Annotated in this window: 19 protein-coding genes; 4 read left to right on the top strand and 15 right to left on the bottom strand. The window is 67.4% G+C overall.

The genetic code is table 11. The features are described from left to right. Nucleotides 1-2: 2 nt before the first annotated feature. From BKA23_RS16045 to BKA23_RS16015, 7 genes are read right to left on the bottom strand one after another with little or no spacing between them, the layout of a single operon-like run. Nucleotides 3-1,553: a long-chain-fatty-acid--CoA ligase gene (locus BKA23_RS16045; RefSeq protein WP_145230346.1), complete on the bottom strand. Its 1,551-nt coding sequence runs from the start codon at nucleotides 1,551-1,553 to the stop codon at nucleotides 3-5. Beyond that, entirely contained in the window at nucleotides 1,550-3,358 is a 1,809-nt protein-coding gene (locus BKA23_RS16040) for an AMP-binding protein (protein ID WP_145230344.1), read from the bottom strand. Before BKA23_RS16040 ends, BKA23_RS16045 begins: the two co-directional genes overlap by 4 nt. Nucleotides 3,359-3,363: 5 nt before the next feature. Further along, nucleotides 3,364-4,053 (bottom strand): VOC family protein, encoded by a 690-nt coding sequence (locus tag BKA23_RS16035; protein ID WP_170226633.1) that lies wholly within the window; start codon nucleotides 4,051-4,053, stop codon nucleotides 3,364-3,366. Nucleotides 4,054-4,064: 11 nt separating this feature from the next. Continuing rightward, complete coding sequence (locus BKA23_RS16030) at nucleotides 4,065-5,576, bottom strand: carotenoid oxygenase family protein (protein ID WP_145230340.1); 1,512 nt, start codon at nucleotides 5,574-5,576, stop codon at nucleotides 4,065-4,067. A 15-nt stretch (nucleotides 5,577-5,591) separates the two neighbouring features. Then, on the bottom strand, nucleotides 5,592-6,833 hold the full coding sequence (locus BKA23_RS16025) for an acetyl-CoA acetyltransferase (protein WP_145230338.1): 1,242 nt from the start codon (nucleotides 6,831-6,833) through the stop codon (nucleotides 5,592-5,594). A 28-nt stretch (nucleotides 6,834-6,861) separates the two neighbouring features. Next, nucleotides 6,862-7,608 (bottom strand): VOC family protein, encoded by a 747-nt coding sequence (locus BKA23_RS16020; protein WP_145230336.1) that lies wholly within the window; start codon nucleotides 7,606-7,608, stop codon nucleotides 6,862-6,864. Beyond that, on the bottom strand, nucleotides 7,605-8,555 hold the full coding sequence (locus BKA23_RS16015; RefSeq protein WP_145230334.1) for an enoyl-CoA hydratase-related protein: 951 nt from the start codon (nucleotides 8,553-8,555) through the stop codon (nucleotides 7,605-7,607). The genes BKA23_RS16020 and BKA23_RS16015 overlap by 4 nt, the downstream gene beginning before the upstream one ends. 136 nt (nucleotides 8,556-8,691) lie before the next feature. On the opposite strand from BKA23_RS16015, the gene BKA23_RS16010 reads away from it, so the two are divergent. Genes BKA23_RS16010 through BKA23_RS16000 form a run of 3 tightly spaced genes read left to right on the top strand, consistent with a single transcriptional unit; the run spans nucleotide 8,692 to nucleotide 10,926 of the window. Beyond that, nucleotides 8,692-9,651, top strand: coding sequence for an NAD(P)H-dependent flavin oxidoreductase (locus tag BKA23_RS16010; RefSeq protein WP_246104704.1), 960 nt, complete (start codon nucleotides 8,692-8,694; stop codon nucleotides 9,649-9,651). Nucleotides 9,652-9,664: 13 nt separating this feature from the next. Then, complete coding sequence (locus BKA23_RS16005; protein ID WP_145230330.1) at nucleotides 9,665-10,057, top strand: nuclear transport factor 2 family protein; 393 nt, start codon at nucleotides 9,665-9,667, stop codon at nucleotides 10,055-10,057. A gap of 53 nt (nucleotides 10,058-10,110) precedes the next feature. Then, nucleotides 10,111-10,926, top strand: a complete 816-nt coding sequence (locus BKA23_RS16000; protein ID WP_145230328.1) for an enoyl-CoA hydratase-related protein — start codon at nucleotides 10,111-10,113, stop codon at nucleotides 10,924-10,926. A gap of 27 nt (nucleotides 10,927-10,953) precedes the next feature. Here the strand turns inward: BKA23_RS16000 and BKA23_RS15995 are convergent, their stop codons facing one another. The 7 genes from BKA23_RS15995 to BKA23_RS15965 all read right to left on the bottom strand — a co-directional run bounded on the left by BKA23_RS15995 (nucleotide 10,954) and on the right by BKA23_RS15965 (nucleotide 19,215). Beyond that, nucleotides 10,954-12,525 carry a class I adenylate-forming enzyme family protein gene (locus tag BKA23_RS15995; protein WP_145230326.1) on the bottom strand — a complete coding sequence of 524 codons (1,572 nt, stop codon included), beginning with the start codon at nucleotides 12,523-12,525 and terminating at the stop codon, nucleotides 10,954-10,956. Then, entirely contained in the window at nucleotides 12,522-14,237 is a 1,716-nt protein-coding gene (locus BKA23_RS15990) for a class I adenylate-forming enzyme family protein (RefSeq protein WP_211841771.1), read from the bottom strand. The genes BKA23_RS15995 and BKA23_RS15990 overlap by 4 nt, the downstream gene beginning before the upstream one ends. A gap of 94 nt (nucleotides 14,238-14,331) precedes the next feature. After that, nucleotides 14,332-15,636, bottom strand: coding sequence for an ABC transporter substrate-binding protein (locus BKA23_RS15985; protein ID WP_145230324.1), 1,305 nt, complete (start codon nucleotides 15,634-15,636; stop codon nucleotides 14,332-14,334). Beyond that, nucleotides 15,633-16,799 carry a branched-chain amino acid ABC transporter permease gene (locus BKA23_RS15980; RefSeq protein ID WP_145230322.1) on the bottom strand — a complete coding sequence of 389 codons (1,167 nt, stop codon included), beginning with the start codon at nucleotides 16,797-16,799 and terminating at the stop codon, nucleotides 15,633-15,635. Before BKA23_RS15980 ends, BKA23_RS15985 begins: the two co-directional genes overlap by 4 nt. Beyond that, nucleotides 16,796-17,695, bottom strand: a complete 900-nt coding sequence (locus BKA23_RS15975) for a branched-chain amino acid ABC transporter permease (RefSeq protein ID WP_145230320.1) — start codon at nucleotides 17,693-17,695, stop codon at nucleotides 16,796-16,798. Before BKA23_RS15975 ends, BKA23_RS15980 begins: the two co-directional genes overlap by 4 nt. Before the next feature lie 12 nt (nucleotides 17,696-17,707). Beyond that, entirely contained in the window at nucleotides 17,708-18,460 is a 753-nt protein-coding gene (locus BKA23_RS15970; RefSeq protein ID WP_145230318.1) for an ABC transporter ATP-binding protein, read from the bottom strand. Continuing rightward, entirely contained in the window at nucleotides 18,457-19,215 is a 759-nt protein-coding gene (locus BKA23_RS15965) for an ABC transporter ATP-binding protein (protein ID WP_145230316.1), read from the bottom strand. Before BKA23_RS15965 ends, BKA23_RS15970 begins: the two co-directional genes overlap by 4 nt. A 326-nt stretch (nucleotides 19,216-19,541) precedes the next feature. Here BKA23_RS15965 and BKA23_RS15960 point away from each other — a divergent pair, with 326 nt between their 5' ends. After that, nucleotides 19,542-20,306 carry an SDR family oxidoreductase gene (locus BKA23_RS15960; RefSeq protein ID WP_145230314.1) on the top strand — a complete coding sequence of 255 codons (765 nt, stop codon included), beginning with the start codon at nucleotides 19,542-19,544 and terminating at the stop codon, nucleotides 20,304-20,306. A 47-nt stretch (nucleotides 20,307-20,353) separates the two neighbouring features. Here the strand turns inward: BKA23_RS15960 and BKA23_RS15955 are convergent, their stop codons facing one another. Further along, a complete protein-coding gene (locus tag BKA23_RS15955) occupies nucleotides 20,354-21,340 on the bottom strand; it encodes a winged helix-turn-helix transcriptional regulator (RefSeq protein ID WP_211841770.1) in 987 nt (328 codons plus the stop codon). Nucleotides 21,341-21,400: the final 60 nt, after the last annotated feature.

The following is a 21,400-nucleotide window of genomic DNA, read 5'->3' as shown; positions in this document are numbered from 1 at the left end:
GGTCAGCGCACCGCGCGGTCGTGGCCCAGCCAGTACGGCTCACGCAGGTCGCGCTTGAGGATCTTGCCGGAGGCATTGCGCGGCAGTTCCGGGAGCACGACCACCTCGGTCGGGCACTTGAAGTGCGCCATCCGCTCTCGCGCGAAGGCGACGACATCAGCCGGGTCGAGTTCGCCGCCACTGGCCACCGCGAACGCGATCGGGCGCTCGCCCCAGCGTTCGTCCGGTATGCCGACCACCGCTATGTCGGCGACCTGCGGATGATCTGCCAGCACCGACTCCACCTCGGCCGGATAGATGTTCTCCCCGCCGGAGACGATCAGATCCTTGATCCGGTCGCGGATGTAGAGGAAGCCGTCCTCGTCAAGCGTGCCCACGTCGCCGGTCCGCAGGAACCCGTCGGCGGTGAATGCCTGCTTCGTCGCTTCCGGCAGCCGCCAGTAGCCGGGCGTGACGCTGGGACCGCGCACGACGATCTCGCCCGAGGCACCCGCCGGCAGAAGGCTTCCGTCGAACGGATCACGGATCTGCAGATCGATGCCATCGACCGCCCGGCCCGCCGAGCGCAGTCGCGACAGGTCGCCGTCCGGGCGGTGCTGCTCGGGGCCGAGCAGGGTCGTGACACCGGTGGTCTCGGACAAGCCATACGACTGGAACAACTGAGTGCCGAAGGTCTCGCTGCTGGCACGCACGAGGGCCTCGGAGATGGGGGAACCGCCATACACCAGTTGGCGCAGGGCACTGAAGTCCGCGGCACGCGCCTCCGGCGACTGGGTGAGGATCCGCATGACGGCCGGCACCATCGCCGTGTGGGTCGCGCGGTGCCGCACGAGTTGGTCGAACATGCTTTCCGCGGTGGGTTCACGCGACTGTATGACGGTGCCACCGCGCGACAGTGTCACCATCGCCCAGCCACCACCGGCGATGTGGAAGTAGGGGATGGGCACCAGGCTGCGCGAATCGGAGTCGACGTCGAAATACGACGCGAACGCCGGGACCGCCCACTCCTGCTGCTCGTCGCTGACCAGCACACCCTTCGGTCGGCCGGTGGTGCCGGAGCTGTAGAGCAGGCCGACATACTCCCCCCCGGTCGCATCGCGACCGGGGTCGGTGTCGGCGGCATCCTCGAGCCAGGCGTCGTACCGCGGGCGGCCGGACTCACGAGGATCCGGCGCCGGGGCATCGGCGATCACCACGACCGTCGGGAAGTCCGCAGGCACGAGGTCCGCGAACGTCGCATCGACAACGATGACCGTCGGCTCGCAGTCCTGCACCGCCCACGCAACCTCGGCGGCGCTGAGCCGGAAGTTCAGCGGCACCATGACCGCCCCGGCCTTGAGGCAGCCGAGGTAGACCTCCCAGAAGGCGGTCGAGTTGCGGTCGATGAAGACCACGCGGTCACCGCGGCCGACGCCGGCTGCGATGAGCGCGTTCGCCACCCTGTTGGACGTGGCGTCGAGCTCGCCGAAGGTCACGGTGCGACTGTCGCCGTCGAGTGCGACCGCCGAGCGGTCGCGCGCGATCGCGTCGCGCAGGATCTGGGCCAGGCTCATGACACGACCCGCACGTGCGGTGCCGCGGCATACAGCGCGTCGATGTCGGCCGACCGGTTGCGGCGGGCCATGGCCTGATTGATGGTGCCCTTGTCCGAGCGTTCGCCCTTGGCGATGTCCGGCGGATCGGTCAGCACCGCCAGCCGGGCAACACGGCCGGCCGATCCGGCTCCCGGCATCTGGCGCACGCGGTCGACGATCCAGTCCAGGGCGTCGTCCGTGCTGTATGACGAGCCGAGCTCCGCCGAGCAGCCTGCCGGATTGAGCCACACCAGCGCGCCGACCTCGGTGTGGTCCTCGCCGCACAGGACGGCCTCGGCCACGACGGGAGAGGTCGCGGCCAGCAGCGCGTCATGAACGAAGCCGCCGCGCACGAAGGTGCCGGTGCTCAGCTTGAACTCCTCGGCCAGCCGCCCGGCGAACACCAGGCCGAGCTCCGGACGGTCGGGGTCGATCCAGCGCAGCGCGTCACCCGAGCGGTAGAAGCCCTCCTCGTCGAAGGCACGGGCTGTCGCCTCGGGATTGTCCAGATAGCCGGACAGCACGAAGTCGGCGTGGAATCTCGCCTCGAAGCGGTCGTCGTCCAGCGGCAGAAGCTTCACCGTCAACCCCGGACAGGGCAGGCCGACGCCGACCTGCGTGGTGGGCCAGGTGATCGACATACAGCCCGCTGTCGACTCGGTGCAGCCGTAACCGGTGGTGAACATGATGCGTTCGCCGACGGTGTGTTCGGCCAGTTGCTGGAAGCGGTCGTAGACCGGCTGGGTCAACCCGGCGCCGCCGTACAGGCACAGCTGCAGGTGTTCGAAAAAGCGGGCGCACAACGCCTCGTCGGCGTCGAGCGCGTCGCAGAGCATGTTGAACGCGGCCGGCACATTTGCGAAGAACAGCGGCTGCACCTCGGCGAGATTGCGCAGGGTGCGACCGAACAACTCGGGAGTCGGGCGACCGTCGTCGACGTAGTACTCCCCGCCGTTGAGCACCGAGCCGATCAGCACCGAGAAGCCGGCGACGTGGCTCCACGGCATCCAGTCCAGGGTGCGCTCGTCCCAGCCGGAGACCTTGGCCAGCAGCGCGTTGGCTCCGGAGAACAACCGGCACCAGCCGAAGTTGGTGTGGACCACGGCCTTGGGCATGCCCGTCGAGCCCGAGGTGAACATGAAACGAAACGGCGCGTGCGGGTCGAGCGCCGCGATGTGTGCCTCGGCATCGGGCAGCGGATCGTGTGCGAGGACCTGCTCCCACGTCACGGTGCCGGCTCCGTCGGTGCTGACGACGGTCGTGCCGGGCGGCAGCACCGATGCGAGGGTGTCCGCGATCGATGTGGCCTGCTCGGCGAAGACGATCGTGGGACGCACGACGTCGACGGCATGGGCCAGCCGCTCCGGGGCGACGAGCACGTGCTGGGCGCTGACCGCACACAACGGCACGCCCGCGACGGCCGCACCGAAGAACATCAGCGCGTGGGCGACGGAGTTCTCGGTCACGATCATCACGCGCTCGTCCGGGTGATCCTGGTCGAGCAGCCAGCCGGCGATCCGCAGGGCCTGGTCGTACGCCTGCTCATACGTGGTCCGCGCCCATTCCCCGCCGGCGTTGCGTTCGGCGATGAGGGTCTGACCGGCGTGGCTGACCGCGCGCTCGGCGAAGCCGGCCGCGAAGGTCACCGGCACCGGCATGCCGGGCGTCGTCGAGCGCAGAAGTATGACGCCGTCCGGTCGGCGTTCGACGTCGAGGCCGACCGGCGGGAACAGTTCGACGGCCCGGAAGTGCGCGGACTCGGTGACGGGCGTGATGGTCGTCATGGCCGTCAGACCAGGGTGAAGGTGATGCCGGGCAGGTCCGGCAGATCCGATCCACCGCTGCTGCGCAGCTGGATGTTCCAGTCGGCCGAGGGTGCGCCGGCGACGAATCGCACGGTCGAGCCGCCGAGGTCGAACGCGGTGGAGTCGCTCGGCTCCACGTCGAGGATCCGGGCCCACAGAGCGGTCATGGATTCCGGGTCGTCGACCGTGATGTCGACCCCGACGATCTCGTCGACGCCGGCACCCGGCTCGGGTCCGGGGTCGACGTCGTCCCAGAACCACACGTCCGGCTCGGGTATGCCGTCCACCTCCAGCAGCAGCCCGACGTCGCGGGGATGCAACTGCAGGACCGTCCGGCCGAAGGCCACGTCGTCGATCGGAACCCGCACACCGGCTTCCGCGCACCGGGCGCGGACCCCGTCGGGGTCGGGGTGCTGCACCGACAAGGTGAATCCACCCCGCGGTCCGGTCTTGGCCAACCAGGCATGCACCGGGCCGGTGGCCTCGATCGGTGCCACGAACTCCAGGTATCGCGTGCTCGACACCGGCATCGTCGCATCAGCCAGGTTGAGTTTGCGCAGCTCCGGGTCGGCGAAACCGGCGCCGAATCCGAAGGCCTGGCGCACCACGGCGACGTCGTCGTTGATGGTGCCGGTCGCCAGCACCACCTGCCGCAGGACAGCCCATGCAGTCACGTCGTACTCCCTTACAGTCCGATGGCGGTGGCCGGGTCGTCGGCGGTCGCCCAGTCCGGTATGGCGCTGCCCGGTGCCCACGTGGAGTGGGTCCCGCTGCTGATGCGCTCGGGCAACTGCACCCGGGCGATGGGTCCATCGGCCAGGCGTGCCGCATCGAAGACCAGACATTCAGAGCAGTCGCGGTTCATGTCCGACACGAGGGTGACCAGGTAGCCGTCGTCCTCACCTGTCGAACCGACGCGCGGCGCCATCGCGGTCTCGCTGGCGAAGACGCCCTCGCCGAACTTGTAGTGCTCCTCGTTGCCGGTCTCGACGTCGTGCTTGACCAGGCCGTTGAACAGGAACCAACCCGGCAGTGCCGTGGCCGCATACGCGTAGCGGTGTCGCCGCCCGCCGTGCAGGCCGTTGATCATGCCGAACTCGCTGGTGGTCTCGGTCAGCCGCTCCTCCCTGGTCTGACCGGTGCGCAGGTTCAGCCGCCACCGGTGCAGCTTCGGGCCCATCAACTCGTTGTCGAGGAACCGGAACATCCGCTGGTAGATCGTGCCGCCGCCCGACGGAGGTTCGGGGTCCATCTGAAAGAACCCGTCGAGCACGATCTCCTCGCCCTCCTCGTAGGCATTGACCCAGTGCAGCACGTATGTCGGATCGGCCTCGAACCACTTGATGTCACTGGTGTTGCCCTTGCGGGGGATCACCGCCAGCCGCGAGGGGATGTCCTTGTGGAAGCGCGCGGCATACTTGCCGGCCGCCAGTGCCTCCGGCTCCCAGAACAGCGGAAGGTCGTTGAGGATCGCGTAGTTCTCGGTGAACGCCATGTCGTGCGGCAGCCGCGGCCCGGGCAGCGGCACGTCGACGTAATGGACCAGGTTGTCTTCGTCGTCGACGACGCCGTAGTGCATGAACGGCGCCTGCGTGGAGTAGTTGAAGAACATCATCTCGCCGGTGTGCTCATCGACCTTCGGGTGCGCGGACACGCCCACGTCGGAGGGGAAGCGCCCGTTCCAGCCGGCCTTGCCGAGGGTCTCCAAGGTGGTGGGGTTGAGCCGGTAGAGGTCGCCGCACTGGTAGAAGCTGGTGAGTGCGACCCCGTTGTGCACCACGACGTCGGTGCTGGAGGAGTCCTTCATCCGGCCACGCGCGCCCCAGCCGGTCTGGGTCGGCGATTTCGCCGGGTCCTCGGCCAGCCCGGACCACAGCGGCCCACCTGCCTTCTGCTCGGCGACGAAGCCGTCGGTGCGCACGAATCTGTTGGAGTAGAACGCTTTTCCGTCGCGGAATCCCACCACGTGGACCATTCCGTCGCCGTCGAACGGGTGATAGATCGACACAGCGGGATGCACCGGGTTCTCGGTGTTGCGCAGGTAGACGCCGTCGAGGTCGGTCGGCAGATCACCGATGACCTCGCAGTCGGCGACGCGGCGCTCGACGGTCTGCGGCCGCCACGGTCCTGTGCGGTAGGGGTGGTCGTCGTCAGCGGGAAGCGTGGACAACGCCCTGCCGAGGACCTCAATCTCCATTGTCTTGACCATGTCTCAGTTCTCCGTTTCCGCTCCGACGACGAAGCTGGCCGTGGTGGTCGAGCTGCCGCCGATGTTCAAGGTCGCGACGCGGCGCGCTCCGTCGACCTGGTAGTCCCCGGCCTGGCCGGTCACCTGCTTGTAGGAATCCAGCAGCATCCGCACACCTGTCGCGCCGACCGGGTGTCCGCCACCGATGAGCCCGCCGCTGGGGTTGACCGGGATCTGGCCGCCGATCTCGAGGTCACCGTTCTCGATCGCCTTCCAGCTCTCGCCGGGACCGGTGATGCCGAAGTGGTCGATCGCGGCGTACTCGGTCATCGAGAAGCAGTCGTGGGTCTCGATCGCGTCGAGATCGAAGACGTCGCTGATCTTCGCCCGGTCGAACGCGTCGCGGATGGTGCGTCGCACATGCGGCAGCACGTAGAGGTCGTCGCCGGACCGCTGCAACTTTTGCGTCAGGGACAGTCCGACGGTCCGGTGACCCCAGCCGAGGATCTGGGCACGCGGCCGCGCAGCGATGTCGGCGTGCGCCGCGAGGTAGCGATCGCTGACCAGCATGACGCCGGCGGCACCGTCGGTGACCTGGCCGCAGTCGGTGCGTCGAACGCGACCCTCGATGCTGGGGTTGGCTGCGTCGTCGTCGGTGAAGCTGGCATCGGTGAAGGTCCAGGACCGTGTCTGCGCAAGGGGATTCGCGCGGCCGTTGCGGGTGTTGAGCTCTGCGATCGCATGCACATGCCGGTCGTCGAGCCCGTACCGACGGTCGTATTCCTCGGCGAGACGGTCGAACATGTGGGGCCACATGAACCTTGCCTGCTGGCCCTCATGACCGATGTGTGCCGCGGCGCCGAGGTAGGTCGCGGACAGATCGCCGGGCACGTTGCGCTCGATCTCGGCGCCGATGACGAGCGCCACGTCATACCTGCCGGCCTCGATCTCGGCCATCGCCGCCAGGATCGCCATCGACCCGGATGCGCAGGCGGCCTCATGGCGCATCGCCGGGAGGCCCCACAAATCGGGCTCGACGGTCGCGGGCATGCCGCCGAGTTGGCCCTGCCCCGTGAACAACTGCCCGAAGGCGTTGCCGACATGTATGACGTCGATGTCGCCGACCGGCACGGGGGAGGCGTCCAGGGTGCCGCGGACGGTTTCGGCGAACAGTTCGGTGATGCCGGTGCCTTCGCGTGCGAGGTTGCGTGCGAAGTCGCTCTGATACCCGCCGAGCACCCAGGTCCGAGTCCCGTGAGCAGCCATCAGTGCCTCATTTCTCGTGTCGATGTTCCTACAGTAAACGAAGTGAGTTGTCGGTGGGGGCGGCTGCCGGAACGAGTCGGAAGTCCACTCCGGACACGGTGACCGACCGAGCCGGTGCCGACGGGTCGGTGAGCGGCAATTCGACTGCAACCAGGCCAGTTTCGGCACTCCGGCACGCGCGAACGAAGCGGATCGTGCGCCCGTCGAGGTCCAGTGTCGTGTCCTGGTTCCGCAGCTGTATGTCGAGGACCGTCGCCCAGGTCTGCGCGACAGTTGGCGGATCCGCCACCGCGATGTCGATACCGGTGACGTCGCCGACGACGTCGGTGCTGCCGATCTCGAAGATGCGCGGGGCCATGTGCCACGAGTCCGCCGGCCGGATCTGGTCCAGTTCCAGCAGCGTGCCGAAGTCGCGCGGATGCCACTGGGTGATCGTGTTGTCCTCGTAGGGCGTTTCGAGCACGGGGGTCAGGTCGAGGGCGGCGGCCCGACGGATCGTCGCGTCGATGTCGGCGACCTGGATCACGACCATGTAGCCGATGTCGCCGCGGTGTGCGACGAGCCGCCCCGGACCGGTGTCGGGGGAGAGCGGCGCGGTGAACTCCAGGTGGGTGCGCCCGATGGTCAGCACCTGGTGCACGAAGCCCAGTTGCGCCATACCCGCTGCGTCGCTGATGCCCTCGCGCAAGCCGAACTCGGCCCTGGCGGTCGCCAGTGTCGTGTCGAGGTCGGCGGCGAGGAAGACCAACTGCCGCAGTGCCGGGAGCGCGGTCACGGCTGAGTCACCTCGGATATGTCGGAGCCTGTCGTCGGATGCTGCTCCTGGCGTGGCAGCACCGGGACGAACTCCGGCTCGTCCCACCACGGGAAGCCGGCGGGCGCGTCGCTCGGCAAACGTCCGGTGAATTCGGGAGGCCGTTTGTCCAGGAATGCCTGGATGCCTTCGGCGACGTCAGGGCCCTGACCCAGGGCGTGGTTCATCGCCGAGTCGACCCGGTGTGCGGCCATCGGATGCTCGGCTCCGCTGACCCGCCAGATCATCTGACGGATCACGCCGACGGCCACGGGTGCGCTGTTGTCGGCGATCTCCCGGGCCAGAGCGTAGGCGGCCGGCAGCAATTCGTCCGCGGGCAGCACCCGGCCGATGAGTCCGGCGGCTGCAGCATCCGCGGCCGGGATCATCCGGCCGGTGTAAAGCCACTCCGCGGCGCGTGAAATGCCGACCCGGCGCGGCAGGAACCACGTGGAGCATGCTTCCGGTACCAGCCCACGACGCGCGAAAACGAAGCCGATTCGGGCAGTTTCGGCGGCGAGCAGGATGTCCATCGGCAACAACATCGTCGCGCCGAGTCCGGCCGCGACGCCGTTGACTGCTCCGATCACCGGTTTGGTGCTGCGGAAGATCTGCATGGTGATCCGGCCGCCGCCGTCGCGGAACTCCTCGACCGGTCCCCACCCGGCGGACTCCGCGTGGAAGGTCCTGGCACCGCCGGACACGTCCGCCCCCGCGCAGAATGCGCGCCCGCGGCCGGTCACCACGATCGCCCGCACCTCGGGATCCTCATCGGCGGCGACGAACGCGGCGACGAGTTCGTCGCGCATGTCAGGGCCGACGGTGTTCATCTGCTCCGGGCGGTTGAGCGCGATCGTGACGATGCCGTCGTCCACCAGATACTCCAGGTGTCGGTAGGCCGGAGCCGGGGCCGAGATCGACGACGTCATACTTCAGTTGTAGCAGTCACTCATGCTGTCGGCAAGGGTCGACGCCGAATGACATCAGGGTCTTCCGCAAGTCATGGTTACTCTGCTAGTTGTAGTGTTAGGCATTCGGATCCGGTTCGCGAAGGGGATGTGTCGGGTGAGAGAAGTGCTGGGCCAGTTGCGTGTGCCGGTGGTTGCCGCACCGATGTTCCTGATCACCGGCCCCGACCTGGTCATTGCGGCCGGTCGGGCGGGCGCACTGGGCGCCTTCCCGGCGCCGAACGCCCGGACCGTCGACGACCTCGACGAGTGGATGTCCACTATTCGCACGGGCTTACGCACGAGCAACGGCGCGACGCTGCCGTGGGCGGTCAACCTGGTGACGCATCGCACCAACGATCGCCTCGCCGCCGACCTCAAGGTCGTCGCCGAGCACCGGCCACCGGTGGTCATCACTGCGCTGGGCTCCCCGAAGCCGGTGATGGAGGTCGTCAAGGGCTACGGCGGACTGGTGATCGCCGACGTCGTCAGCGTGGGCCTGGCGCAGAAGGCGGTCGCTGCCGGGGTTGACGGACTCGCGTGCATCTGCGCGGGCGCCGGCGGGCACACCGGTCACCTGTCGCCGTTCGCTTTCATCAGCGCGGTCCGCGAGTTCTTCGACGGCATCATCGCTGTCGGTGGCGGGATCAGCGACGGCTACGGCGTGGCCGGCGCGGTCACCGCAGGAGCCGACCTGGTGTACGTCGGCACGAGATTTCTTGCAACGACCGAGAGCCTGGCGGTGCAGGAGTACAAGCAGATGGTCGTCGACCACGGACTCGACGACCTGATCGTCAGTTCGGCCGTCACCGGCACGGACGCATCATGGCTGCGGCCGAGCCTCGCCGCCAACGGTTACGACCCGGGCGACATGGGCGCCCCCGCGATCCGCAGTTACAACAGCGGCAGCGACGCCGGCCATAAGCGGTGGAAGGACATCTGGGCAGCGGGGCAGGGCCTGCAGACGATCCACGGGATCGAGCCCGCCGCTGCTGTCGTCGACCGTCTCGAGCGCGAATACCGCGAGGCCATGACCAGACGTATGACGCTGCAGACCCGCGGCGCACCGGCGACATGAAGAAGGGCATCGCATGACCGACGAGCACCGACACGAGTACATCCAGCTCCTCGACCGCATCATCGCCGCAGCCGAATCCGGTGATGCGACAGACATTTTCGAGGTTTACGCTCCGGATGCCCAGATCTGGCACAACCACGACGACCGGGTGCAGACGGTCGAGCAGAACGCCCGGTTGTTGACCCGGATGGCCGAGTGGGTGGCCGACCGGCGCTACACCGACCGTCGCATCCACGTGTTCGAGGGGGGCGTGGTGCAACAGCACGTCCTGCGTGGCACGCACCGCGCGAGCGGCGAGGAGCTGGCCATGAACGCCTGCGTCGTGGCGCTCGTCGGCGAGGACGGGCGGATCACCCGGCTGGACGAGTACATCGACTCAGCCCAGGCAGCCCGTTTCCGGCCGTGAGGTGCCCACCCGACTCCGGCGCATCGCGCGCCGATGGATGAGAGGTCGCAGCCGTGTCCGATGAACTGGTCCTGCGCGACGACGTCGACGGCGTCGCCATACTCACGCTGAACCGGCCGCACCGTCGCAACGCCTGGACGGTGCCCCTGCAGCGCAGGTACTACGACCGGTTGCAGCAGTGCGTCGAGGATGCCTCTGTGCGATGCATCGTCATCACCGGGGCCGGCAGCACGTTCTGTCCCGGCGCCGACACCGAGGAGTTGCAGGTCTACACGCAGACGGGGGAGTTCAACCCCGAGATGGCCGACATCGAGCAACCCGACTGGTATCCCATGACGGTCCCCAAGCCGATGATCGCCGCGATCAACGGCGCCGCAGCGGGTTTCGGCCTCGTGCAGACGATGATGTGCGACGTCCGGCTGGCCGTCCCGGATGCGCGGCTGAGCACGGCCTTCGCACGTCGCGGACTGCCCGCGCTGCACGCTGCGTCATACCTGCTGCCGCGCCTGATCGGGGCGAGCCGCGCGACCGAGTTGCTGGTGTCGGGCCGCACCTTCACGACCACCGAGGCCGAGCGGATCGGACTGGTCCACCGGCTCATCGCGGCACCGGAGTTCATGGCGGAGGTGCTCACCTACGCCCGCGACCTCGCGCTCAACTGCTCGCCGGCGTCGGTGCAGCACATCAAGCAGCAGTTGCGCCAGGGCAGCGAGAGCAGCTTCCTGGAGGTGGTCGCCGATGCCGAGAGACGCGAGCACGCCGCGCTGGCGTCGGTGGACTTCCATGAGGGGGTCATGAGCTTCGTGGAACGCCGCCCGCCGTCCTTCGCGCCGTTGGGGGAGGGCGGGCTGGCGCGTCAGCCGGACTGAACCCACCGGCCGACGTGTGCCGCCCGGTCAGTGCTTGTCCGGCTCGGGCGGCAGGTCCACCCAGGCTCGGCGCAGCGCCGGCTTGTCGATCTTCAGGCTCGCGGTGCGCGGCAGCGCGTCGACGAAGCGCACGCTCGTGGGCTTCTTGTATGACGCGAGCCGGGCGCGCGCCGCCTCGATCACCGCGGCCTCGTCGAGGTCGGCGTCGGTGCGCACCGCCACGGCGACCACGGTCTCGCCCCAGCGCTCGTGCGGTATGCCGAAGACCGCTATCTCCTGCAATCCCGGAACATCCACCATCGCGGACTCCACCTCGGCCGGGAAGACGTTCATGCCACCGGACAGGATCATGTCCTTCGCCCGGTCGGTGACATACAGATAACCGGCGTCGTCCAGTCGGCCCACGTCGCCGGTGCGGATGCGTCCGTCGACGAGCGTCTGCGCAGTGAGGGCAGGGTCGTTGAGATAGCCGAGAAACTGCGTCTCCGAGCTGACGCTGATCTCGCCGGTCTCACCTGTCGGCAGTTGCGCACCGTCGCGGTCGATGATGCGCACGTCCGCCAGATGCATCGGCCGACCGGCACTGGCGTAGATGTCGTCGGCGCGGCAGTCCGCGGACCAGTCGTCCGGCTCGGTGGTGGTGACGGGTGCGCCGGTCTCGGTCATTCCGTAGCACTCGACCATGCGGGCGCCGATGAGTTCGACGGTGCGGCGCAGGGTGAGCGGCGGAATCTGCGAACCGGAATGCAGCACCGAGCGCAGCGTCCGCAGCACCTCCGGCCGTCGGTGGATCTGCTCGTTGAAGTCGCCCGCCAGCGGAGTGGGCACGTAGGTCGACATCGACGACTGCTGAATCATCCGTGAGATCCACTCGTCGGCGTCCAGTCCGGCCATGAACGACACCTCTCCGCCGAGATAGAGCGTCGGCAGCAGCACGCCCCAGATGCCCGAGACGAACGACAACGTCCCGGTGAACGCCGTGCGATTGCGCGGTCGGAACTCGAAGTGCACCGGCATGTGCCGGATCGTCCGCGACAGTGAGCGCTGCGTATGCACGACGCCCTTGGGGCGGCCGGTCGTTCCGCTGGTGTAGCCGATGATCGTGAGGTCGTTCGGATCGGTCCCGCCGGCGGCGTCGGGTGCCACCGGCCGGGCAGCCTCCAGAAAATTCGACCAAAGGTGGTGTCCGGCCGCGACGGGTTCGCCGATCGCGATCACGGCCGGGATGTCACCGAGTGCGTCGATCGCGGAGACCGATTCGCCGACGCCGTCGGTGTAGACGAAGCCACGGGCACCGGCATCGGCGAGCACTGCCTGCACCTCACGGGCGGCCCACCGGTCGTTGACGTGCACGGCGGCGAATCCTCCGATGAGGCAACCGAGGTAGGCCTCCACGGATTCGAACCGGTCGGTGAGCATCAGCGCCACCGGGTCGCCCGGCCGCAGGCCCGATCCGCGCAGCGCATTGGCGAATCTGTTGGCGTGGTCGAGGAGTTCGCGGTGCGTACGTATGGCGTCGGCCATTCGCAGCGCGGGCCGGTCGCCGCCGCGTCGTAGTGATGCGGCCAGCATCGCGCCGACGGTGTCGTCGACGATCATGCGGTCTGCCGCTGCACGTCGTCGCGCAGCTGACGCTTGAGGACCTTGCCCACCGGATTGCGGGGCAGGTTGTCCAGCACGATGAGTCGCTCCGGCAGCTTGTAGCTGGCGATGTCATAGCTGCGCAGGTGTTCGACGAGTTCCGGCAGCGTCAGCTCGGCCCCCGGCGTCAGGGCGACCACGGCGCACGCGCGCTCGCCCAGCAGATCGTCGGGGTATCCCACGACGGCCACCTCCGTCACCAAGGGGTGGGCGCCGATCAACGTCTCGAGTTCCGCCGGTGCGATGTTCATCCCACCCCGGATGATCATGTCCTTGGAGCGATCGACATACCGCAGGAACTGGTTCTGCGGACCGTCGATGGCGAACATGTCACCGGTCTTGAGGAATCCGTCCTCGTCGAACGGGTCGGACACGTGCGCGCCGTCCAGGTAGCCCGCGAACAGGCTCGGGCCTTTCAACCGCAGTTCACCAGGTATGCCGGGCTCGTCGATCTCCACGCCGGTCGCGACATCGACCAGTTTGACCGTGGTGGACGCCGCCGCCGGGAACGACCAGACGCGGTCACCGCCATACCTAGGGAAGAATCGCGCACGCTGACCCGGGTCGGTCATCAGCTTCACGTCGGTCATCAGCGAGATGCCCTCGTTGGAACCGAAGAAGTTGATGACGGCGATGCCGTAGCGCTCGTGCCAGCCACGCACCATCCACTCCTGCAGTGGCGCCGAACCCGACCCGATCTGGCGCAGCGTGGAGATGTCGGTCCCCTGCAGGATCTCCTGTCGCTGCAGCAACGTGGCGAGCAGGGCCGGCGGTGCCACCGTGTAGGTGATCCGTTCCTGCTCGACCTGCTGCAGGAAGACACCCAGGTCGAACGGGTGGTGTTGCACCAGCACACAACCGACCCGTAGCCACGGCAGGAACATCCCGTTGATCCCGGCCATGTTGACCATAGGGAACGGGTTGAGCAGGCGTGATTCGCTGGTCAGGTCCGGTGAGTACACCGTGTCCCAGCTCATGATCAGCCACTCGTAGTGGGCTCGCGGAACGCCCTTGGGCCGGCTCTCGGTGCCCGAGGTCCAGCAGATCGTGATGCAGTCGTTGGGGTCGACCGGATGTGCCGCGGCATACGCCTCGACGGCGGCCAGGTCGTCGTCGCCGACACGGCCCAGACCGGTCTCGATCCGGTGAGCGCCTGCGACGGTGGTCGGCCCGTAGTAGAGCACCGTCTGCAGCGACGGCAGGTCGTCGCGTGCCGTGACGACGTCAGCGGCTACCGAGCGGGTCCCGATGCGGTCGGCGGTGAGGAAGGCCTTCGGCTTGCTGAGCGAACCGAGTTCGACGATCTCGTGCCGGCGATATTGCACCGGTAGTGGGGAGACAATGGCGCGCACCCGCCAGGCCGCGAGATAGGCGACGACGAGTTCGACGATGTTGGGCAGTTGCAGCACGATCACATCGCCCTCGCCGATGTCGTGCGCACGCAGCACCGCCGCGAGGGCTTCGACCTCGCGCGCCACGTCGTACCAACTGAGCCGGCGAGCGGGCAGGTCGACCAGATCGGCCTTGTTGAGCGGATCGACGGTGGCGACCGCGTCGCCGCGTTCGGCGACGCGGTCGATGAACAGTTGCTGGACGGTCTCGCCCGTCCACCAGCCCTTGCGGCGGTACTCGTCGATTCGCGACTGGGGGTGCATCTTCCGCGCGGCCATGGTGCAGACCTCTCATTTCTGTTGCCGTGAGCGTGTCACGGGCGTGAGCCTCGTTGGTGAGACTCACGCCCGGACCTGTCGGGTTGCTGCCGGGTCAGCTGGCGCTCAGATCGATGATCCCGCCCTGGGTCGTGAAGGTCTTGGTCGCGGCGTTCCACACCAGCGTCTGGAATCCGCTCATGCCGATGAGTTCGTTCGGCTTGCTGATCCAGCTGATGCCGTTGGGCAGCATCGGGCTGGCGTAGGTCATGTTGCGGGCGGCCCTGATCGCGTTGGCCTGGGTGAGACCGCCGGGCATCTTGGCGGCGAGTTGCAGGGTGTGGATCAGCAGGTCCGCCTGCACCCACCCGGCGACCGCGATCGAGTTGTCTTTGTTCGCGGTGGTGACCTGCGAGAGGTACTCCTTCACCCCGGGGTCGTTGGCCAGTGCCGGGTCGGCGGGGTTCTTCAGGTAGCTGGGCACCACGTTGCCGTTGGCCGCCTCGCCGGCCTGCACATAGCCGGTGCTGTCGGCGCAGTTGCTCGGGTTGAGTACCAGCTTGGGGGTGAATCCCACCCGTTGCAGTGCGGTCACCAGCGGGCCGCACTCGTTGGTGATGCCGGCGTTGTAGACGACCTCCACCTTGCCGGCGGCGAGCTTGGTCGCCGCGGCATTCGGGTCGGTCTCGTCGGCGACGACCGAGATGTCCAGCTTGGTGCCCTTGGCCGCGTTCACGAAGGCCTTGTACTCACCCAGTCCGGACTGCGTCTGGTCCTGGGCGATACCCACGGTCGCACCGCTTGGAAAGCGCGACAGGATGTACTTCACGTCGTACCGCGCCTCCGCCGTGCCGGACGGCAGGAACTGCACCGTCCACGGGTAGTTGGAGATGTCGCGGTACTGCTCGACGGACGAACTCGGGTACAACAGCGGCACGCAGTCGGCGTTCTGCAGATCCGCCATCGCGCCGACGCTGCCGGTGCCGAAGGTGATGAGCGAGTCGACGTGGTCACTTTCGATGAACTGCGTGACATTGGTCTTCGCCATACTCGGCGTGAATTGGTCGTCGAGGTACTTGACGTTGATCTTGACACCGTCGATTCCGCCGGCGTCGTTGAAGGCTTTGATGCGGGCTTTCCAGCCTTCCATGCTGTATTCCACGACTCCGGCGACCGGTCCCGACAACGGCAGGCTGTACCCGACGGTCCACGAGCCGGTGACGACCTTGTTCACGTTCGGGTTGTTGCAGTCACCGGTGTTCACGTTGAATCCTGAGGCGGATCCGGAACCCGATGAGTTGTCGGAGCCTGCCGACGACCCGCTACTCGATGAGGAGGAGCAGGCGGCCATCGTGACGACGGCCACGCTGCTGACCACGGCAACAGCCATCCGTCGGGCCCTGGTTGTTCTCGATGTCATGCCACGGAGCCTTTCTGTGTTGGTGCATCTGCGGGTTGTTGGGAACCGACGAACGGCTCAGGCCTGCGCGGGATGACCCGCAGCCACCGACGTGTCTCGCGGAAGATGAATCCGGAGATGCCTTCGGGGGCGATGAAGATGAGCAGGATGAGCAGAACTCCGAAGATGACCGCGGAGACCTCGCCCTGCCCGAATGACGATGTGTAGTAAGGGATGTAGACGACGGCGAGCCCGCCGAGGATGGGCCCGAAGCGGGTGCCTTGGCCGCCGATCACCAGCCCGGTCAGCAACGAGATCGCGAGCAGCAGAGTGAACGAGTCGTCGGCCACGAGGCTGCCGAGGTACATCGCGAAAAGGCTTCCGCCCATGCCGGTCAACGCTCCGGACACTCCGAAGGACACCGTCTTGACCACTGCGATGTTGACGCCCGAGGAGGCAGCGGCGAGCTCGTTGTCCCTCGTCGCCATGAGTGCCAGGCCGTACCGGCTGCGGATGATGTTGCTCGAAATCAGCAGCACGACGACGAGCACCACGAAGCTCAGCCAGTACAGCCACTGCGACTGCTCGTTGATGTTCAGCCCCGTCCAGGCCGGCGGCCGGAGCTGATTCATCCGGATCGTGAGTCCGAAGGCGCCACCGGTGAGTCCGTCGAACCGGTCGATGACCTCCGGGAAGGACACCCCGAAAGCCAGAGTGGCGATCGCGAGATACAGGCCGCGGATGCGCAGTGCCGGCAGGCCGACGAGCAGGCCGGCGGCGAAGCAGACGACGAATGCAGCCGGGATGGTCGCCACGGGTGACCAGTGGGCGGAGACGATGAGTATGCCGGTGGTGTACGCGCCCAGTCCGAAGAATGCCGAGTGACCCACCGAGATCAGGCCGGTGTAGCCGGTGGCGATGTTGAGCCCGGTGATGGCGATCGCGAAGATCATCACCTGTGTCAGCTGCGCCATCTGGAACTGGCCCACGCCGGAACCGGCGAGCACCACGACAGCGGCGATCACGCACCCGGCCAGCAGCATCAACAGGTGCTGACGAGAGCCACGTTCGACGACGCGGGGGTGGCGCCGGGTGGTCGCCGGGGCGGCGTCGTGTGAGTTCTCGGGCACTGCGACAGCGCTCTGGTCGGCGGGGTCACCAGTGACGGAGGGGCTGGCAGTCATACCCGCTCGATTCGTTGTGCGCCGAAGATGCCGGTCGGTTTGAAGACCAGGACCAGCACGATGATCAGCAGGGCGATGGTCAACTGGAGCGATCCGCCGAGGAAGGTCACGTAGCCGCTGAGCATCGACTCACCGACGCCGAGCGCGAGCCCGCCGACGACTGCTCCGGTGACGCTGTCCAGTCCGCCGAACAGCGCCGCGGCGGACGCCATGATCAGGATGTTGAAAAAGCTGCTCAGTGACAGTTGATTCGGCGGCAGCACCGGGATGAGCAGCACCCCGGCGAAGGCTCCGATGGCGGCGGAGATGCCCCAGCTGACGCTGAGCACCCGGCCGACCTTGACGCCGCTGAGCGCCGCCGATTCCGGATTGGTTGCCACCGCTCGCATCTGCAGGCCGAGCGGTGTCCTCTGGAAGAGCAGCATCAGGATGCCGACCACGAGCAGCAGGCTCAGGAAGATCCCGATCGAGTCGTAGTGCAACCGTGCGCCGCCGACCGAGAAGTAGTCACCGGCTCCGCTGGGCAGCAATTCGGGGAAGGTCTTGTTCGCCGGTCCCCAGATCCAGCCGTCGGCACCGTTGAGAGCCGTGAACAGACCGATGCCGATGATGAGGGTGGCCACCTCGTTGCGCCGGCGGACCGGCCGGACCAGGAATCGCTCCGTGAGGACACCCATCACGAATCCGACCGCCATCGCGACGAAGACCGCCGCGATCATCGACCAGCCCTTGGTGGTGAGCCACCAGGCGACGAAGCTGCAGAACAGCGCGAACTCGCCCTGGGCGAAGTTGATCGTGCTCGAACTGCGGAAGACGACCACCAAGGCGAGCGCCATCATCGCGTAGATCGACCCGGCGGTGACCCCGCTGATCAGGTAGGTGAGGAATGTGCTCATGTGTTTTCTCCCTCAGTACCCGAGGTAGGCGCGTCGGATCGCATCGTTGTTGCGGAACTCCGCGCTCGGGCCGTGCGCCGCGACGGATCCGACTTCGAGGAGGTAGACACGGGAGGCGACGGCAAGGGCGAGCTCGGCGTTCTGTTCGACCAGCAGCAGCGCCGTTCCCGACGTGGCGTTGACCTCGGTGAGCACCTCGAAAATGCCCTGCACGATCAGCGGCGCCAGACCGAGGCTGACCTCGTCGCACAGCAGGAGCCGCGGCCGCGCCATCATCGCGCGAGCCAGCGCGAGCATCTGTTGTTCGCCGCCGGACAGGGTCCCCGCTATCTGCCTGCGCCGCTTCCCGAGCGCGGGAAAGACCGAATACCACTGGTCGATGTCCTGGGCGACCGCGCGGGCGTCCTTCCGGCTGACGGCACCGACTTTCAGGTTGTCCTGGATGGTCATGTCGGTGAGCGTTCCGCGGCCTTGCGGCACATGAGCGATACCCATCCGGAGCATGACGTCGGGTCGGATGCGACCGACGTCGGTGGCGTCCACCCGGATCGAGCCGTTGTGCGGGATCAGGCCCGAGATCGCCCGCAGCAGCGTCGTCTTGCCTGCGCCGTTTGCGCCGAGCACCACGACCGCCTCACCGGGCTGCACGCTCAGGTCGATGTCGTGCAGCACGTTGGCTGCGCCATACCCGGCGCTGAGGCCGGTGATCTCCAGCAACGGAGCAAGACCGGTCTGTGCGCTCTCGACCGTCGGCGCGGTGCTCATGCCGTCCGCCCCAGGTAGGCGTCGATGACCGCGGGGGACTGCTGCACCTCGCGCGGTGTTCCGTCGGCGATCGTGCGACCGAAATCCATGGCCACGACGTGGTCGCAGGTGCCCATGACCATGCCCATGTGGTGCTCGACCAGCAGGGCGCTGAAGCCGAACGTGCTGCGCATCCGCAGGATGAGCTCGCTGAGTTCGTGCACTTCGGCGTGGGTGAGGCCACCGGCCGGTTCGTCCAGCAGCATCAGCGACGGCCGGCTCATCAGCGCTCGTGCCAGCTCGACGCGCTTCAACGTGCCGAACGGGTGACCGTGCGCCGGCGAGTGCGCGAGGTCGGCCAGACCCAGTTCCTCCAGGACGTACCACGCCTCGGATTCCAGCTCGCGGCGCACGCGGTGCGTGGTGGGCCAGCTCAGCGCGCACGCGAGCAGACCGGGCGTCGACCGCGAGTGTGCCCCGACCATGGTGTTCTCCAGGACGGTCAGCGACGGGAACAACGCGAGGTTCTGGAAGGTGCGTGCGATGCCCTTCTGCACCACCTGGTGACGCCGCAGGGCCAGGAGGTCCTGCCCGTCATACGTGATCGTGCCTTCGGTGGGCAGATAGACCCGGGTCACACAGTTGAACAGCGACGTCTTGCCGGCGCCGTTGGGGCCGATCAGCCCGCAGATCTCGTCGTCGGCGACGGTGAAGCTGACGCCCTCGAGAGCAGTGATGCCACCGAACCGCAGCACCAGATTTTGGATCTCCAGCATCGTCGATTCTCCTGCCTGGGGGATGGTCCGTCGCGACTCGAAAAGCAGCGTGACCTGCGTCACTACATTTAGCAGAGTTGCATCATGCACCGACGGAGGAGGCGTGGTCAACGGAATGCAGAAAATTGACGAATTCGGCTCGAATCACTTGCCAGTGACGCTGCTAGCTGTAGTGTGAGAGTCGTTCCCACCTCAGTGATGGCGGCATTTGAATGCCACTGTCACGGGTGAGATGCGCCCCGACGACGATCGGCGCCGCGGCCGGACCAGGGGCGTGATCCGGCGCTGTTCCGCGCCGTGTTCTACTACTCCCGGAGGTCCTCGCAATGGCGGTGCAGGTAGCCGGTTCGGTCGCTTTCGTGACTGGTGGCAATCGCGGAATCGGCCGTGCGTTCGTCGAGGAGTTGCTCGCCGGAGGTGCGGCGCGGGTCTACTGCGGAGCACGCACCCCCGCTGAGGTTCCGGACGAACTTCGGGCGGCGGGCGCGGTGGTCGTACCCCTCGACGTCACGGATGACGCATCCGTGGTGGCCGCGGCGCAGGCGTGTGGCGACGTCACCGTCGTCATCAACAACGCCGGCCTGCACGGCCGGGACAGGTTGGTGCTTGCCCAGGACCCGCAGATGGCCCGTCGCGAGATGGAGGTCAACTACTTCGGGCCGCTGAACATGATCCGGGCCTTCGCTCCGGTGCTCGCTGCCAACGGCGGCGGTGCGATCGTCAACGTGCTCTCGGTGGCCGGCGCGATGCCCACGGCGTTCATGGGTGGTTACTCACCGGCGAAGTCCGCGGCGCTGTTCCTGTCGATCATCGCCCGCGCCGAACTCGAACCGAACGGCACCAGCGTCACGGCTCTGATCGTCGGATCGGTGGACACCCGGATGGCCGATCATGTCGAAGGCGCGAAGGAGGATCCGCGGACCATTGCGGCCACGGGCCTGCAGGCGATGGAGCGTGGCGAGCGAATCCGGGACACCGACGCCATGGCCATCGAAGCGCGTGCCAAGTACGCCCTGGATCCGGTGCGGTGGGAGCGCGGTATGGCGAAGGTCATGAACGCCACCACCTCGTTGAACACCGGCCGTTCCTGAGTGCAGCCGGGAGCACCGAAACGATCCGAGTCGTATGTCGCAGTCGGTTACGCGATGGTCGCGCGTACCGCGGCGTCATCCGGGTCGGGGATGGTGCGCACCGAGTGTCCGCGCAGTCCGGCCTGGCAGACGCTGCAGGTCAGGCGCGGGTGGAAGGTGCGGCGGCACTGCCGGTGCACGATGCGCAGAGCAGGTCCTTCGGGCGCGCGGAACCAACGCTGGCCCCACTCCAGGACAGAGGCGACGACGGGAAAGAACGCCCGCCCTTTCTCGGTCAGTCGGTAGTCGGTCCAGTCGGACCGTTGCGCGCTAGGGGTCTTGTCGAGCACGCCGATGTCGCAGAAGGTGCGCAATCGTTCGGCGACGATCGTCGGCGGTGCGCCCATCTGCTGCTCGAACTGACCGAAGCGCGTGGCACCGAGGAAGACCGAGCCGAGCAGGGCGACCGACCAACGGTTTCCGATCATGGCCATCGTCTGATCGATCACGGCATCCGGGCGATGCCCGGAGTGGGAGCGCCGGCGGGTCGCGGCGGCAGGAATGCTGCGGTCCCATCCGCCACTCGGTCCCTCTGTGGCGGTGAGATCACGGGCGGCCACCTGCTCGTCGCAGGCCTCGCAGCGCAGCACGGGTGAGAAGACCTGCTCGCACAGCGTGTGCTGCATCAGCGGAAGGTGCGCGTCGGGGCTGTGTACCCACACACGTTCCCAGTCCCACATGGTCAGCAGCACCGGCCACATCGAGCGGCCGCGTGCGGTGAGGACGTAGTCGTGGCGCACCGGGCGGGAGGTGTACTCCACCCGCTGCATGATGTCGGTCTCGACCAACCGGTTGAGGCGTGAGTTGAGCACCGAACTGGAGATGGGCCCGGCGTTCAGCCACTCGTTGTACTGCGTGATGCCGTTGAGGCCCATCCGCACGATCCACAGCGTCCACTCGTCGCCGATGATGCCGTTGGCGACGGCGATCGAGTTCGGGCCGCCGGCCTCCAGTCGGGTGACCTGCTGTTCGGATGCTCGTGCCGACCCGGCCACAGTGACCTCCCCTCACGATCTGGACGGCCGACCTCGGCCTGGAACGACGCTCACCCTACC

It is taken from the genome of Rudaeicoccus suwonensis (assembly GCF_007829035.1).
Lineage (GTDB): Bacteria > Actinomycetota > Actinomycetes > Actinomycetales > Dermatophilaceae > Rudaeicoccus > Rudaeicoccus suwonensis.
Note: the sequence above shows the minus strand (reverse complement) of the source record. Positions and strands in the feature narration are given on the sequence as shown.